Genomic DNA, 16,417 nt, shown 5'->3' on the forward strand with positions numbered 1-16,417 from the left:
AAACGAATACAGGGTTATCGTACCCAGTCCCTTAACAAAGTATCTTCTGTTCATGGTTTAGCTCCTTTAGAATTATTTTTTTACAAATCCGGGAGCTTTGGGGATGTTTTTGCCGTGGCAGTCCGCGCAGTTGTACTGGGCAGGCATAAGGGCTTTCTGCGGTCCGAACCATGTAACTTCTTCATGATAGTTGCCGTCAACCCAGTCGTTAAGGGTCATAACCAGCTTATAAGCGACGGAAGCCGAGACCCTTGCGCACCTGTCCTTGCGTTCGGGGCTGCTTGTTGCAAATTTTGACGCTTTCTCCCACCTTCCCACAGAAACATGGCAGAGGGTCGAATCGCTCACCGTATGCACAATGCTGTCCTTGTTGGCTTTGGGTTCTTTGGGAACGTAGATGGGCATATTTGCGTGACTGTACCAGTCCATAGTATTGATAGCCATAAGAACTGACGTTTCATCCTTAGTAGGAGGACCTATTATGAGACTGCATACCATAGCAGCGCCGTTGAGCGAACCGCAGAGTGTTCCCCACCCGCCGAGACCGCCTTCAAATATCACGAACGTTTCATCGGGAAAAGATTTATAAGGCTCCCCCACCTTTTCAGCAAGCTGGCTGAAAATGGACATTACGACTGTTCCGCCGCAGCCCAGTTCATACCATCCGTTGTATGCGAGTTCAGCCGTTGCAACCGGATCGAGTTTGACATAAGGCCACGGCCACTGTCTCATCAACGGTTCTTCACCGCTTTGGGTCTCCTCTTTTTTACTTCCGGGTTCTGTGGGGCAGGGTTCGGCAGTATCTGCGGATGCGATGCGTGTTCCCGCACTGCCGACGGCTATACCGACACTCAAAACGGCTGCCTTTGCCAGAATGTCTCTGCGAGTAATCTTCTCTTCCATACTAGACCTCCGAATAATACGTTATATATTTTTTTATATAACGATAGGCGCGTAAAAAAAAGTACGGCTCTGTAAGACGGATAATGCCGCACCGATACGCACCGTTATCAGATTTATATATACGTTTAAATTCTTCGTCAACTCTATCTAATGCACTCCTAACTAAACGAAAACCGATTTTTTTCATAGTTTGCCGCAACATTATGTGCCATTTCATTTTTATCTTTTGTTAATAATTTTTAAAATAACGAATGAATAACAGTTCTTACATGAAACAATAGCGGGCATATGATATTTACAGTCTTCTGCGATAATGTATAATTATTTATATGAATACTTGAATATATTATAAACAACTGTCAGCACGTAATAAGATAAAATATGTCGTTATTTATTCGAAAAGAAACAGACAAACCTGCATGGCGGGCTTTTGCCATAAAAAGAAAAGGAAGATCAGTTGAGAGGAATACGGACGGTAAACTCTGTGCCCACTCCTTCGGTGCTTTTGAACTCTATTGTGCCCTTATACCTGTTGACGGCTATGTCGTATACCAGTGCCAGACCGTGCCCCGTTCCTCTGCCTATAGCCTTTGTAGTGAATCCTGGGTCGAATACCCTTTTATAGTCCTGCTTTTTGATACCTATCCCTGTGTCAGCAACTTTCAGTTCGAAAAACTCTCTGGTGTATCTTGTTGACACGGTTATCCTGCCCTTCGTGCCGTCCGCTTCACTTTTTTTCCTCACGGCATAGGCTGCATTCACCAGCAGGTTGAGCACCATCTGTCCTATCTCATCCGCATAGCAACGCAGAACTCCGTGCTGTTTTGCGAGGTTAAGCTCCATCTCGCAGTATGGTTCCCATTTGTCGCTGGTGAGAAGTACGCAGTTTTTCACAAGAGTGTCTATGAAAACGTGCTCCTTCTCTATGTTGTCCTTCTGGGTTATGGATGCAAGCGCATTAAGAATGGCGGTGAGTTCGTTCAGATATTTCTCCGCCTCAATGACGTGAGGAAGAAGCTCGTTCGCCGCGATTGAACCGCAGCGGTTCGGGCACTCCTTCAACGCCTGAATTGCAGATTTCAGAGTTGCGGTTATGTCTGCGGAGGCGGCACCCATTCTTATCGGCAGCCCCAGCGCTATCTCGCCTATGGACTCAAGATGCTGAACGTGTCCCAGCCTTCTCTCAAGCATTTTTTCACGTGTTATATCGAACATAATGACAAATCTGTGCCGCTGACTCTGGAGCCATACCTCAATGCTGAAAACCCTTATGGGCATTGTGCCGCCGGAGGTTTCCATGAGTTTTTCCTCGTTGCTTCCGGCCTTTTCGGCAAGTTCGAACAGTCCCATGGGGTTGATACCTGTGTCATCATAAAATACAGGTTCCTGAGCACCCTCATCACCGCTGATAAACGGCAGCATCTCTCTTGCCTTCCTGTTGAACTCTTCAACGGTGCCTGTTTCCATGTTAAGTACCAGAGCGGCTCCCGCTATACCTTCCAGAAGGGTGCTGCGGAATGATTCGCTCTCAGCAAGCCTTATCCCGGCAGCCTGTCCGGCACTTTCGCCGCTGAAAGTACGGAAACCTTTCACCGCGTACTCTTTATACTCGCTCATGAATCCAAGCTCGATGTGATCGAAATAGCGCTTCATAAACGAGCGGCAAAGACGACAGTCCTCCTCGCATGAGGTATTAAGCTGGATAAGATCCTCGTATGACTGGCGGATATATTTAAAGATACCGAAAAATATCACAACGTCGAGATTTCGTCGCAGAAACAGCCTTGCCTGCGTTATGCCGAAAAGCGCATATGGGTCGCTGCTGAAATCTGCGTGGGGATGCAGCTCCGGCACACCGAAATATGCCACGGGAGTATCCGCCACAGGGCGGTTGAGCTGGCGCAGAGCATTAACCAGCCATTTATCCGTGTCAGGCAGATAAACGTCATAACCCTGTTCTTTCAGATAGGACATGACCCGCTTTACAAGCCACGATTCTCCGGTCTGCACCATCTTTTTCAGCATTTGCGCCATGTCTGGATTCAAAGGTTGTCTCATACAGAACTTATACCACGTTTAGACTTCTTTTTCATGTATATAGCAGAAAAAAAGATATCACAGGAATGTCACACTTATTGCATTTGTAAAATAAAACAGACTGATTTATAATATGCGCCGCATACGGAGAAAATATGAAAACAGAAAAATTCATTACGTCTTTTTTCATGCTCAATATTATTTTAGCCGTCATTCTGGTATATTCCATGAAATCCGACGGCATCATCTCAGTTTTTGAGGATATCTTTTATTCGAAAAAGGTCTCAGCAGGATACATGACATTTTCGCCCGAACTTCTCGGCAGTTCTTTTAAAAGGGACTCGGAAACGGACAGAAATGAAGGCTATAACCGCATTTTCACCGAAACTAACATTCAAAGACGCTATCTTACCGGAATATCCGCCGTTCCGCCTGTTGAACGCGCCGGACTGATCGTTAAGATAATGGGAAAATCAGGCGACGGCATGTGTCTCGACGGCAAGGATATAGTTGAAAAAATAGATATGACTGAGCACCGCAAGGGATGCTCCAAGGATTTTGCAGAAGTTTTTTCCGTTCTGGCAAACTACACCGGACTCGAAACCCGCATGGTTAAAAACGACAGGCACTACGGCGTTGAGATTTTCGACGGTAAAAAATGGTTTTTCATCGACCCCTATTACGCAATAATCCCGTTTGACGATAATTCCCACCCGCTGTCATTCACAAATATGGCGGACAGGATATCAAAAAAAAGGCACGTCAGGCTTGAATGTGTGGGCGGAAACGACCACTGTTTTGCCGGAAAACCGACGGAAAGCCACCCTTATTTCGCGGAAAGATCCGACTTCGCATCAGTATATGTGCTAATGGGCAACAACATCTTCGGTATTCTGAAAAAAGAGACTATCACACCTTTAAAGCCTAAATTCGTATACACCTTCGCACCCTATCGCGAGGTGAAACCCCACTGGGCACATCTCATAACCGATACGGAAAACACGACCCATCTGCGCAAGATAGTGGTCAGCTTTATGATGCTCTGGATATGCCTGTTTCTGGCAACTGACATAGTTTTTCCTGTATATTTCATCTACTCGAAACTGAACCAGAGAAAGAAGTAGAACGGGAAACACTGATGACGTAAAAATAGCGTCACTGCAAACTGATGTGAAGCAGTCTCCCAAGTCAATTAAATGATGGCACCACTGTATCTTTGCGCGGAAGTTCGCTTCGTAGTGTTACTCCTCGCGAAGACGTGGAATATGCGTAGGCTGTTACGGGATACGCTCAGGTAATAGCGCGCACCTCAAAGTTATTTCCCTGTGCACGAAGTCTATTTAAACTCCGCCCACACAGGCGCATGGTCGGAAGGTTTTTCCATGCCTCTGACATCGTAATCTATTCCGGCGGCAACACATCTTGATGCAAGCCCTTCTGTTGCAAGAATATGATCTATGCGCAGTCCGCGTTTCGGTTCCGCCTCGAAACCTTTGCTTCTGTAATCAAACCAGCTGAAAAATTCTTTGCTATCAGGGTAAAGCCCTCTGTAAACGTCTTTCAGACCGCAACCGCACATCTTTTCGAACCATTCCCGCTCCTCCGGCAGAAAGCTGGTCTTGCCCTCTTTCAGCCATCTTTTCGCGTTCTGCTCGCCTATGCCTATATCAAAATCCGTTGGAGCCACGTTCATGTCGCCCACGAGAACGACATCAGCACCTTGGGCGCAGCAGCTCTTCAGATAGTTTGACATATCAGTGTAAAACTTTGCTTTTGCAGGAAATTTTACCGCATGGTCTCGGCTCTCCCCCTGCGGGAAATAGCCGTTTACGAAGATAAGATTATCATATGCACACATGAGCATACGTTTCTGCGCGTCGTCCCCATCCGACGGAAAGTTCTTCTGTACCTTTACAGGCTTAACTTTCGACATAACGGCAACACCGTAATGGGTCTTCTGTCCGGTGAACTCGACGTGGTACCCCATGGCGTTTATCTCCGCCACGGGAAATTCATGGTCCTGAACCTTGGTTTCCTGTAAACCTATTATATCAGGGGAATGTCTGTCGATTAGTTTCTGAATTTGATGAAGTCTTGTCCGTATACTATTGACATTAAAGCTAACTATTTTCATGATTACTTTTTCAGCTCCATTATTTTTACTCTTCTTCCGTTGACTGTTTTCTCTGAAATGTCAGCAAAACCATACTTTACATAAAGTTTGTGCGCACGCTCGTTATCTGCGAAAACTTCCGAGGTCACAGTATCCACCCGCAGGCAGTCAAAGGCGTATAATAAAAGTACATCCATCAGAATTTTTCCCGCCCCTTTCACGTCAGGCGCTGCATAAATACCCATCACAGCATTTTTCTCTTTTATATCAGTGAAATATATACAGCCCAAAGGTTCTCCGTCCTGCCTGACAAGAAAATACACCCTGTCGGTTGCATTCCTAAGAGATTCAATGAAGGCAAGATGAGAGGATTCTTCTATGATATCAGTAGAATACATATTAAATCTTATCCTGTCATCGTTACGCCACGCAAGTACGGTCATCTTGTCCGCATGGGTGAGCTCCGTAAAATTTATCAGTTCTGTCATTACTTTATAACTCTGACAGTTTTAAATACCTCGGCGTATGCAAGCCCTGTGCGCATACCATGCCAACGTGCGTTAAGCTCTATACCCTCAACACTTCTGGGATGCGGAAAATCCCTTATTTCAGATCCATAAAGCGCCATTGCCTCTTTCTTTTTGGATATTGAGCCGGATATGTCAAAATATATGTCCGGCGAAAAGGTCAGCGGGTAGTTCCACTCGGTTGAGGAAAGAACCTCGAAAGAGTATATCTCTTTCACGGTCTCATTCTCCATAGGTCTGCAAGCCGTCAGTACTGCGTTGTAGGTCACTCTGTGGTCTATGTTCAGGTCGTTTGCATAGTGGGTGAACACTATATCCGGCTTAATTTCCTCTTTAACTGTCAGAACAGCTTTAACAACATCAAGAAGATCAACACTGTCGAACCTGTTGTCCGGCAGCCCTGCCGTAAAGACTTTATTAATACCTATAAGGTTGTTAGCCAGCTTCATCTCGTTATTGAGAGCTGCGATCTCATCCCCTCTGGCGGAAACGTCCCTGCTGTCGCCGCGGCTGGTCTTGCCCTCTCCGAGAATAAGCGTGTAGGCCTCGCACCCCTCTTCTATCATGCGCGCCACTGTACCGAAACAGCCCAGAACCTCGTCGTCGGGATGGGCGGCAACTATCAGTATTTTCTTTGTCATTATGCATCTCCGTACCTGTACGGTTCTTTTCTTGGAATAGACGGGCACGTTTTCACGTCTTCCGGTCGGTAAAGCGCGCCTGCACTGTCTATGAAAAAGCCTTCGTCCGTGCAGAAAGCAGTCAGCGGATTCTCTCTGATATACACGGCGGAGGTGTCCAGTCCTATCTTAGCATCATCCACATAAACATGGAAGAATCCCGTATGCCCGAATATTATCTTTTTTCCTCTTATTCTGTTCATATTGCTCAGGAAATCGTATCTGTTGTGAATGTATTTTTCCGTGGGAATATTTTCCGGTGCAGTATCGTAACAGTCCGCAGGAAGCCCGCTGTGGCTTATGAAATACTTTCCGGTCTCATAAAAGTTCATCAGGTTGTCAAAATATGCCCTGTAAGGCTGATATAATAGCTCGTTTACGGTATCCAACGTCATTTTAAGGTCAATAAACGTGCTTTTTAAACCGTATTTCAGCAGTTTATCGGCGCATGAGCCGTCTTTCAGATAGGAAAGATAGTAATATTCGTGATTCCCCATGAGAAACACTGAGTTTTTCATAGTCACGAGCATATCAAGCACAGCCTTAGAGTCTTCGCCCTTGTTTATGCAGTCTCCTATGAAAACATACTGCGGGCTTTTATCAATAACGGCAATATTTCTCAGCAGAGATTCCAGTTTTGATATCTCGCCGTGGACGTCGCCGATAACAAATATCATACTATCTCTCTGATATATTTTGAAAGTCTGTCGTAATACCTCATAAGAGGTCGGCATCCGGAATCCAGCCTGCTGCTGGTGAGATAGAACTTTGAATAACTGCCGATATGTCTTATTTCAGATTCCGATTTCAGAAACTTTTTAATGAAAACGGCAGTCGCTAAAGGGTCTGTATCCTCTCCGTAGGAAAGATTAAATATCTCAAAACGCTTTTCAAAGGTGTATGAATGAATGAAAGCTATCAGCATATGCAGAAGGTCGTCGATGTGTATCGTGCACCAATAGCCCATGTCTGTGAAATCCGGTTCAAACGTTTCACCCTTGGCTATCTTTCTGACAGCGTTATGGATATAACCGTCCATCCTTTCGCCGCCGTAAACTCCCGGTATTCGCAGAACAGCGGTCGGCAGATTATGAAAACACAGCATATGCTCCGCGTACAGCTTTGAAAGCCCGTATCCGTGCATAGGGGCTATAAGCCCGTTCTCGTCCGTTGCACCAGAATTTTCCGGAGAATATACTGTCATACTGCTGAAATATATTATTCTTACGTCACGTTTTTTAAGCTCTGAAAGGAGGATGTCAAGCCCGGCTACGTTTGTAAGGAACGGTTCCTTAGTGATATCAGCCGTTCTGTCGTAACTCTTTACCGCAGCGAGGATTATACATAAACTGACGTCTCTGCCGTTCAGATATTCAGCCACAGATATCCGGCTGAGGATATTCATATCTCCGCTTGAAAGATATATGAACTCCGGCAGCACCTTACGCATATGGCGACCGATGTATCCGCTTCCGCCCACCACAAGGGTTTCACCCATAAAAAACGTTCTCCCAGCGCCTAATCAGTTCAACGCTTTTGAATTCATCAAGATACGGAGCATTATTATCATCATAGTGCTCAATGTTGAGGTCTATCTCGTTTATTCCGGCGGCTGTGCTTAGAACCAGAGTAGTTGAATATCTGGGGTTTATCTCGAATATATGCAGTTTTCCGCCGTCCTCTTTGAGTTGTACGTTGAAAGAACCGCATGGGGTGAAGTTCTCAACGACTTTTCTGCAAAGCGTCTCTATGCCTTTATGATGTGCACAGGCGGCGTGCTTCGTTACGCCCTGTTTCAGATAAACTATTTTAGGCACGACGGAAATCAGTCTGTTAACGCTATTGGTCACCACGCTCACGGTGTATTCCTGCCCGTCGATGTAAGGCTGCACAAGCACCTCTTCTTTAGTGTAGTTTTCCAGCACGAAATAGGCATCGAACGCCTCCCGACTGCATATTCTCATGGCTCCTCGGCTGCCTCTGCCCGTTTTCGGTTTCAGAAACAGGGGGAAACCATATGAACCGTCGTATCTGTCTGCGGTTTCCGTTGGGATAACTGAAATTCCGCACTCAGCAAGTGCTTTCATCAACGCCAGCTTGTCGAGGCACAGGCTCACGAACTCAGGAGAAGGCGAAAGCACCCTTACTCCACATTCTGCGGCTACCCTGTGCGCAATAAGAATCTCCTCATCTATCAGAGGTATATAATAATCCACGCCTTCATTTTTTATAATGTCCGTCATGGTCTTCTCAAATGACGGGTCAACAACTTTCGGAACTATGCGGATATCACTTTCGGGATAGAGTTTTTTCACCAGCTCACTGCTGTCCGTCAGGATAACGTCATATTTTTCAGACAGCACGTCCGTAAGATATGGAAAAAGCGAGCCGCCCGCGCCGGAGATAAGCAGTTTTTTTCTCATACCATCTCCCACGTTATCCATTCGTCCGCTTTTATGTCCCTTTTCGCCCTTCTGCCTGTCACAATATCCTTAAACTGCGGCAGAATACCGTATCCTGGGCGCTTTATCACTATATCGTCTCCGGTGATGACACTTCCTTCGGCAATGTCCTTTGCGGCTATTATACTGCGGCGGAGGCTGAAATTTTCCTTCTCCTCGTCACGCGCGCCGTTCTTCATGCCGTCGCCGAAAGCCTGTTCAACGTCCCGTATCTTCTCCACCATGGCTTTCAGTTCGTCCGGTTCCATGGCAAACGGATGATCCGGACCCTGCATAACGCGGCTCAGGGTGAAATGCTTCTCTATTATCTTCGCGCCCATTGCAACCGCAGCGACTGGGATATGATCGCCCATGGTGTGATCGGAATAGCCCGTTACACAGCCGAAGGAACGAGCCATGGTGTCCATTGCGCGCAGGTTAGAAAGATGCGCAGGTGCCGGATACAGCGACGTGCACTGGAGCAGTGCAAAGTTACCGTTTCCAGCTTTCCGGCAGGCGTTTACAGCGTTCTCTATGTCGCCCATGGTCGCAAGTCCTGTGGAGAGTATCACTCCCAGTCCGGTCTTCGCCATATAATCGACAAGGGTAACGTCCGTCATATCGAAGGAGGCAACCTTTAAAACTCCGCAGCCCAGAGCCTTCATCTCGTCCACCGATTCCCTGTCACACGGGGAGGTGAAGAAATCGATTCCCTTGCTGTCGCAGTATCTTTTCAGCTTCGAGTGCCAGCTCCGGTCTATCTCAAGTTCCTTTATAAGCTCGTGGATATTTTTGTCATATTTCAAGTGGAGGGGGGTATACACGGAATAGTGGTCTTTCGCGCGGAAGGTCTGGAACTTCACAGCGTCGCATCCGGCCTCTTTCGCTCTGTCTATCATCTCAAGGGCGATGCTGTAGTCGCCGTTGTGGTTGCTACCTATCTCCGCGATCACATACACGGGGAAGCCTTCGCCTATCTTTCTTCCGTTTATCTCAAAAACGTTCATATTCAGCTCTCCGCAACGTTTCGGGTTATTTTTTCGTATCTGTTTCTGTGTGCTGAAAGACGCCTTACAAGGTCGGGCAGGATATCCATCTCCTCTTTTTCAACACATAAAAAATCTTTGTTCCTCAGATAATTATATATCTCATGCTGATTCTCCGCAACTTTTACGGCGATGAACGGCAGTCCCATAAAAACAGCCTCGTTCGCGGTCACACTGGCGGTTATCACGCCGAAATCAGCCGCAGCCATCAGTTTGCCTACGCTTTCCGAATCGACGTGGAGACTTATGCCTCTCTTTCCCGCAGCATATTCCAGCAGATCATTAAGCCTGCCGTTTGCAGTCGTTGTAACCACGTCGGCGGTGAGTTCCGGCACCTTCAATATCTGCTCCAGCACAGGGATATTCATATTGTACGAGTCCGCGCCGCCCATGGCGACGAAAACCCTGCCTTTTATACGCTTATAGCCCGCCGACCGCGCCTCTCTCAGCTCGCGGCGCACCAGAACATGCTTCATGCCGCATCTCAGTTCGCAGCCGTCCGGCACAAGCCCTTTATACCTTTCAGGGTCGGCGGACATGTTCGGGCTTAAAAGCACGTCGCAGAAATGTTTTTCATAGTAATCGTCCAGACAGATAAGTCTTACGTCCGTAAGTTCCTTTATCCGCTTTTCGTAATCGTAACCGATGTCGTAATTATCTATGACAAGGGTCTCTGCGCCATGTTTTTTTATGAGCTGTGCAAGCTCCTCCGCACTGCCGTCTGACAGCAGCTCGAAAGGATAACCCGATTCAGCTATCTTATGGTTTATGCTGCCTTCCAGTTCCCGCACGGCAAACAGCACGTCGCCGAACTGCTCCGCCAGCACAAGGTCGCGCATGATATGCCCGATACCCTTTTTATAAGACGAATCCGCCCTTATGACAACCTTAGCCATCGGCTCTCTTTATAGCCTCGAACATGAGTTCAGCCCGCTTCCAGTCCTCCGGCGTGTCGATGTCCTGCACCAGATAGCGGGGTATCACAACGGGAATGCTGACTTTGCTGAACATAACGGCAGCAGGATACTGTTTCTGTCTGCTTCTGCATGTCCAGTAAAACTGCCCCGCGTCCTGATACGCCTCCTCCAGATCCTGACTGCGCACGGCGTAGCACTCAGGAAAAAACATCTCTGCCCTGCCACTTCCGTCAATCTTAAAGGTTCTCTGCACTGGAAACGGCATGGTGGCGCATGAAAAGGCGTTCACAGCATCGCTGTCTTTCAGCAGTTCATAGCCTTTTCGGATGTATTCAGCGCGGACAAAGGGCGCTGTGGCGTATATCGTGCAGATGAAATCGTAATTTTCGCCCTGCTTTTCAAAATATTCAGCGGCGTGCTCAACAACGGCGGCGGTTCCGGTGAAATCGTCCGCAAGCTCTTTCGGGCGGACAAACGGCACCTCAGCACCGTACTGGCGCGCAACGGATGCAATCTCTTCATCGTCTGTGGACACAACAACGCGGGCAAAAAGTCCGCTGTCGACAGCAGCCTGAATTGAATAGGCTATCAGCGGCTTTCCGTAAAAGTCCCTGATATTTTTACGGGGTATGCGTTTGCTGCCTCCCCGTGCGGGTATCACCGCAAGCGCTCTATCCACAGATAAGCTCCTTTAAGGATTCGATAACCATATCCTGCTCTGCATCTGTCAGCGACGGGTACATGGGAAGCGAGAAACATTTTTCATAATATTCATCCATAACCGGAGTATACTCTTCACCGTATCCAAGTGCTTTGTAATACGGCTGTTTATTTATAGGTATATAGTGAAGCTGGAGTCCTATGCCCCGCTCGCGCATTTTCATAAAAAACTCCGCTCTGGTCAGTGCGCATTTTTCAAAATCTGCCATAGCGACGTAAAGGTGATAGGACGAGCTTCCGTTATATGTATACAAAGGGCGAACCGAACCGTCTGCGAAAGCTGCATCATACCGCTGTGCAAGCTCCCTGCGCCTTTTTAAGAAACCGCCGAGTCTCTTGATTTGTGATATGCCAAGAGCACATTGTATGTCTGTTATGCGGTAGTTGTATCCGAGTTCCTGCATCTCGTAATACCATGGGTTTCTGTTGCCCCTGATATCGTAAGCCATGCCGTCGTTGACGAACCCGTCGCGAACGATGCCGTGGGTGCGCAGCATGGAAACTTTATCGGATATCTCTTTCGAATTGGTGGTCACAGCCCCGCCTTCGCCAGTGGTAAAATGTTTGACAGGATGGAACGAAAGTATTGAGCAGTCGGAGCCGGCGCAGCTTCCGGCTTTGGATCCACCGTCAGAAGCGCCTATCGAGTGGGCGCAGTCTTCCAATATTTTGATATTATAAGTTTCTCTTAGATATCGCAGTTTCGACTGGCTGACTGGATTGCCTGAAAAGTGCACAGCATATAATGCTTTGATACTTCCGTCTTTCTTTATCATCTCTTCGCAAAGGTCAAGGTCTATATTTCCGTACGGTGTTATGTCGCAGAATACAGGCTCGCCGCCAGCATAAAGAATTGAATTTGCCGTTGCAGCGAATGAGTTCGGCGTGGTGATAACCCTGTCCTTTTCGGACAGAAGCGCAAGGGACGCAAGGTGCAGGGCAGCCGTGCCGCTGCTCACGACAACAGAATACGCCGCTCCGGTGAGAGAGCACAGAACCTTTTCAAATTCAGCTATCTTGGGTCCCGTTGTGAGCCAGTCCGAGCGCAGAACCTCTGCAACGGACTCTATATCGTCATTGTCAACGCTTTGCCTTCCGTATGGTATGAATGACATCTACACCTCTTTAAGAAGCTCCCTGAACTGACCGTGGGAGAGCCATTCGGTATTTTTTTCCGAGCTGTATTCAAAACCCTGCGGTACTTTGTGTCCTGTTTCGCCCAGCAGGTTTTTTGAAAAATCCACCCGAAAGGCGAACTGTATCGTTGGGGTTATGACATAATGGTCGTCAAATTCGTATGTAAGATGGGAATCGTCCGCCGGACACATTGTCTCGTGGAGTTTTTCGCCGGGGCGGATGCCTATAATCTTCTGTGGAAGCTCAGGCGCCATAGCGCTTGCCAGTTCCGTCATATACATGGACGGTATCTTGGGCACGAAAATCTCGCCTCCCTGCATCCTCTGAAAGTTTTTCAGAACGAAGCCGACACCCTGTGCAAGTGTAATCAGAAACCGCGTCATTTTGACGTCGGTGATGGGCAGTTCCTTTACCCCGTCGTTTATCATTTTCTGAAAAACGGGAACAACCGAACCGCGGCTGCCGATAACGTTGCCGTAACGCACTACGGAAAAACGGCTTCTGCGTTTGCCAACAATGTTGTTTGCAGCTATGAAAAGTTTATCGGACGCCAGCTTTGTCGCTCCGTAAAGATTAACCGGGTTTGCCGCCTTATCAGTTGAAAGGGCGATGACCTTATCCACATGGTTGTAAAGAGCCGCCTGAATGACGTTCTCCGCACCGTGGATGTTTGTCTTTATACACTCCATAGGGTTATATTCCGCAGCGGGCACCTGTTTCAGCGCCGCCGCATGGACAACGTAGTCCACGCCCTGCATCGCCTCTTTAAGCCTTTCGCCGTCCCGCACGTCGCCTATGAAATATCTCATGCACGGCTGGTTGAACACCATTGACATCTCGAACTGTTTCAGCTCGTCGCGGCTGTATATTATAACCCTGTTGGGCTGAAATTTTTTGAGCAGGATTTCAGTGAATTTCTTTCCGAAGCTGCCTGTGCCTCCGGTGATGAGGATATTTTTACCGTTAAACATCTTGTACTCCCTATTCTTTTAAAATAGTAGCCCATGGAACCCGAATATACAATTGAATTGTCTGACCCTTTAAACAACAAAGGGCGGTCACTGCCATGACCGCCCTTTCGGGTAACTCTTCCCTGTTTATTTTACAGTTTTACGGATTCCGTTTTGCGGATGATGGTTACCCTTCCCGCTTCGAATTTCACTTCAACGGAACCGTAGAAATTTGTCTGAAACATCTCTTTAAGCATATCGTTAAGCTGTTCCATCTGCGATTTATTGTTATTATTGTCTTTTTTCTGTACAGTCATTGCAGCCATAGTATTTTCCTCCAAAAACTACATTTTATAAGGCGCCCCAGCTTATTGAAGAAGCTGCATTGCCATCTGAGGTACCTGATTTGCCTGAGCAAGCATTGAAACGCCCGCCTGAGCCAGCATCTGATACCTTGTAAATGTAGACATCTCTTCAGCCATATCGAGGTCGCGAATTCTTGATTCGGCAGTTGTCATGTTCTCTTCCGCCGTGTCAAGGTTTGCGATTGTGTGTTCAAGTCTGTTGACCTGCGCACCGATTGTGGCTCTTACGCTTACTACCTGAGCGATAGCGGCGTCGATATCCGGAATCGCAGCCTGTGCGAGATCCTGAGATACCATAGTGATGTTGTCCAGACCGAGACCTGTGACATCGAGCTGAGGAATACTTACGGCAAGTGTCTGTCCTGCGTTTGCACCTATCTGAAGGTCTGTGGAGTTATCCACTATGTGCAGATAGAAGTTTTCTTTCGCAGCAGCGGCGTTTGTTGTGAAGTCAACCTGTTCCTTTGTGGTATTCCATGATTCGTCAACACCCGCTCTGGAATCGAGAACTATCTCAACACCGTCTATTATGCCGTATACTCTGTCGTTTCCTGTTTCGTCCGTACCGACAAGCTCACCTGTGTGTGCGTTATAAACTGTCACTTTGGTGGTGTTGTTGGTAGCTGCCTGTATCTGGTTGAGACCGAGACCGTTGATAAGGTCTTCGTCACCGGAGAATGCAAGCTGTCCCTGTTCGCCTGTAAGTGCTGTCTGGATGATGAAAGTACCTTCAACCGCTTTGATGCCGCCCTTCTGGTTTGCCAGAGAAACATAGTCTACAAGGTGGCTGTTAACGTTGTTGTTGTCGGAACCCATACCCAGACCGCTTACGATTGCATCTGAGAGCTTCTGCTCAAAGTCGGCGATGGTGTCGTCCGCTTCCAGATAAATTGTTGCGGATGTGCCGTTACCCCAGATTGTAAGCTCCTGTTTGTTTGAAAACAGGTTGTTTCCGTCGGAATCAGTGAACACTGAAAGATCTTTGAGCTTGGTGGTTGTGGCTGCCGCTTCACCTGCTCCGTTAACTTTCAGGCTGAGATCGCCGGTAGTGGTTTTACCTGTGGGGTCGGGAGTACCTTCGTTGCTGTCTTCCTTGAAGTTGATTGTCATGTTTCCAAGGTCGATGTTGCCTGTCTCTGTGTTTATGCTCGCATAGTAAACTGTCACGCCGTTTGTATCGACAAAGTTGTCTTCGTTGTTATGAACGGTGAGAGATTCAGGGTCAAGGAACTTCAGGGTGGGACCTGTCTGCCCCTGAGGACCGCCTGAAACTGTTATCGTACCGCCGCCTGATGTTGCAACGCTGCCTGCGGGGGCAGTGTGCTCTCCTGTGAAGCTGAGCAGAACTTTATCGCCGTCCTGTATGGAACCGCTGACGCCGAGATCCAGAGTAAGATTGAAAGCAAGCGTTCCGTTAGCAGAATCCAGAAGACCTGTAGTGTTGCTCGCAGTGATGGTTACAACTGAACCTGTGGCACTGATGTTGATTGTTTCCCACTCGCTGACAGTACCTGTCAGGGCGTTGATATATCTTATCTGCGCTTTATAGCTTGCTGTGGTTCCTGTGGCGATATCGTCTTCGAACATCACTTCGATATAGCCGGAGGATGTTGCTGTAGATGCTGCGTCGGAGCCTACGGACGATATGGAAAATCCGGAACCTGTCTGCATGTATGCACCTGTCAGAGACACTGATGCACTTGTTGTTGTTGCTGCGTCAATATCGCCGACTGAAACGGTGTAATAGCTTGTTCCTGTTGATGCAAGCTGGCTTGCATTGGTTACGGAGGCTATGTTTGTGTCGTTTGTTCCGTCAACAACCTCAGTTGCGATCGCGTCTGAGTTCAGGGTCATGATGTCTGTTTTGAAAATCTGGTTTGTCCCGGGTTTGGTCTCAAGGTTGATTTTGTAGTTGCCTTCAGCAACTTCGTCTCTGATGATAGCTTCGATATTGCTGGAGCTTGATGACCAAAGTGCCGTTCCGTCGCCGTTCAGAAGTTTTTTGGTGTTGAACTCTGTTGCTGTGGAGATTCTGTCGATCTCGTCTTTAAGCTGTTCAACCTCTTTCTGAATTTCGATACGGTCGTTTGATGTGTACACACCGTTGGACGCCTGCACCGCCAGCTCACGCATCCTTTGGAGCATGGAGCTGACTTCTTCAAGTGCGCCTTCAGCCGTCTGCAACATAGAGATACCGTCCTGTGCGTTCATAGATGCACGCTGAAGTCCGGTGATTTGACCTCTTAATTTCTCAGATATTGCAAGACCTGATGCGTCGTCTGCTGCGTGGTTGATACGAAGACCTGATGAGAGTCTTTCGATTGATGTTGCCAGAGCTGTCTGGTTTCCGCTCAAGTGTCTTTGTGAGTTCAAAGACATGATGTTTTGATAGACTGTAAGTGCCATTCTATCCTCCTTGATTGTTTCAATAGAGGTCATGCGCATCCTTGCGCATTTTTCTCATCGGCACAATTTGATGAGTTCTTTAGAGGAAAAATAAAAAAAAATTTAAATTATTTCATAACACACTGAATTTAAAGAATAAAAAATTTACAAAAAAAGCCCCTCCAAATACGGAGAG

General features: G+C 47.5%; 16 protein-coding genes. 1 reads left to right on the top strand and 15 read right to left on the bottom strand.

Going from position 1 to position 16,417, the window contains the following annotated elements:
* Positions 1-72: 72 nt before the first annotated feature.
* Together Q7P67_RS11840 and Q7P67_RS11845 are read right to left on the bottom strand one after the other, a co-directional pair.
* Complete coding sequence (locus Q7P67_RS11840; protein ID WP_303852382.1) at positions 73-903, bottom strand: C-GCAxxG-C-C family protein; 831 nt, start codon at positions 901-903, stop codon at positions 73-75.
* A 453-nt stretch (positions 904-1,356) separates the two neighbouring features.
* Entirely contained in the window at positions 1,357-2,961 is a 1,605-nt protein-coding gene (locus Q7P67_RS11845) for a sensor histidine kinase (protein ID WP_303852383.1), read from the bottom strand.
* Positions 2,962-3,095: 134 nt separating this feature from the next.
* Here Q7P67_RS11845 and Q7P67_RS11850 point away from each other — a divergent pair, with 134 nt between their 5' ends.
* Complete coding sequence (locus Q7P67_RS11850; protein ID WP_303852384.1) at positions 3,096-4,064, top strand: hypothetical protein; 969 nt, start codon at positions 3,096-3,098, stop codon at positions 4,062-4,064.
* Between the two features lie 212 nt (positions 4,065-4,276).
* Here Q7P67_RS11850 and xthA read toward each other — a convergent pair whose 3' ends face one another.
* From xthA to Q7P67_RS11915, 13 genes are all read right to left on the bottom strand, one after another.
* On the bottom strand, positions 4,277-5,074 hold the full coding sequence (gene xthA / locus Q7P67_RS11855) for an exodeoxyribonuclease III (protein ID WP_303852385.1): 798 nt from the start codon (positions 5,072-5,074) through the stop codon (positions 4,277-4,279).
* 2 nt (positions 5,075-5,076) lie between these two features.
* A complete protein-coding gene (gene pseH / locus Q7P67_RS11860; RefSeq protein WP_303852387.1) occupies positions 5,077-5,541 on the bottom strand; it encodes a UDP-4-amino-4,6-dideoxy-N-acetyl-beta-L-altrosamine N-acetyltransferase in 465 nt (154 codons plus the stop codon).
* Entirely contained in the window at positions 5,541-6,221 is a 681-nt protein-coding gene (locus tag Q7P67_RS11865) for a PIG-L deacetylase family protein (protein WP_303852388.1), read from the bottom strand. The genes pseH and Q7P67_RS11865 overlap by 1 nt, the downstream gene beginning before the upstream one ends.
* Positions 6,221-6,937: a metallophosphoesterase gene (locus tag Q7P67_RS11870; protein ID WP_303852390.1), complete on the bottom strand. Its 717-nt coding sequence runs from the start codon at positions 6,935-6,937 to the stop codon at positions 6,221-6,223. Before Q7P67_RS11870 ends, Q7P67_RS11865 begins: the two co-directional genes overlap by 1 nt.
* Positions 6,934-7,758, bottom strand: a complete 825-nt coding sequence (locus tag Q7P67_RS11875; RefSeq protein WP_303852392.1) for an NAD(P)-dependent oxidoreductase — start codon at positions 7,756-7,758, stop codon at positions 6,934-6,936. Before Q7P67_RS11875 ends, Q7P67_RS11870 begins: the two co-directional genes overlap by 4 nt.
* The gene (locus tag Q7P67_RS11880) at positions 7,751-8,683 is read right to left on the bottom strand and encodes an ATP-grasp domain-containing protein (protein WP_303852394.1); all 933 of its coding nucleotides are present in this window, start codon (positions 8,681-8,683) and stop codon (positions 7,751-7,753) included. The genes Q7P67_RS11875 and Q7P67_RS11880 overlap by 8 nt, the downstream gene beginning before the upstream one ends.
* A complete protein-coding gene (locus Q7P67_RS11885) occupies positions 8,680-9,708 on the bottom strand; it encodes an N-acetylneuraminate synthase family protein (RefSeq protein ID WP_303852397.1) in 1,029 nt (342 codons plus the stop codon). Before Q7P67_RS11885 ends, Q7P67_RS11880 begins: the two co-directional genes overlap by 4 nt.
* A 2-nt stretch (positions 9,709-9,710) precedes the next feature.
* The gene (gene pseG, locus Q7P67_RS11890) at positions 9,711-10,643 is read right to left on the bottom strand and encodes a UDP-2,4-diacetamido-2,4,6-trideoxy-beta-L-altropyranose hydrolase (protein ID WP_303852399.1); all 933 of its coding nucleotides are present in this window, start codon (positions 10,641-10,643) and stop codon (positions 9,711-9,713) included.
* Positions 10,636-11,343: a pseudaminic acid cytidylyltransferase gene (pseF, locus tag Q7P67_RS11895; protein ID WP_303852400.1), complete on the bottom strand. Its 708-nt coding sequence runs from the start codon at positions 11,341-11,343 to the stop codon at positions 10,636-10,638. Before pseF ends, pseG begins: the two co-directional genes overlap by 8 nt.
* Positions 11,336-12,499, bottom strand: coding sequence for a UDP-4-amino-4,6-dideoxy-N-acetyl-beta-L-altrosamine transaminase (gene pseC, locus Q7P67_RS11900; RefSeq protein WP_303852402.1), 1,164 nt, complete (start codon positions 12,497-12,499; stop codon positions 11,336-11,338). The genes pseF and pseC overlap by 8 nt, the downstream gene beginning before the upstream one ends.
* Positions 12,500-13,492 carry a UDP-N-acetylglucosamine 4,6-dehydratase (inverting) gene (gene pseB / locus Q7P67_RS11905; RefSeq protein WP_303852404.1) on the bottom strand — a complete coding sequence of 331 codons (993 nt, stop codon included), beginning with the start codon at positions 13,490-13,492 and terminating at the stop codon, positions 12,500-12,502.
* Positions 13,493-13,623: 131 nt separating this feature from the next.
* A complete protein-coding gene (locus Q7P67_RS11910; RefSeq protein WP_295222939.1) occupies positions 13,624-13,797 on the bottom strand; it encodes a hypothetical protein in 174 nt (57 codons plus the stop codon).
* Between the two features lie 42 nt (positions 13,798-13,839).
* Positions 13,840-16,242, bottom strand: coding sequence for a flagellin (locus Q7P67_RS11915; RefSeq protein WP_303852407.1), 2,403 nt, complete (start codon positions 16,240-16,242; stop codon positions 13,840-13,842).
* Positions 16,243-16,417: the final 175 nt, after the last annotated feature.

The sequence above is a fragment of the Seleniivibrio woodruffii genome, assembly GCF_029267515.1.
GTDB classification, from domain to species: Bacteria; Chrysiogenota; Deferribacteres; order Deferribacterales; family Geovibrionaceae; genus Seleniivibrio; species Seleniivibrio woodruffii_A.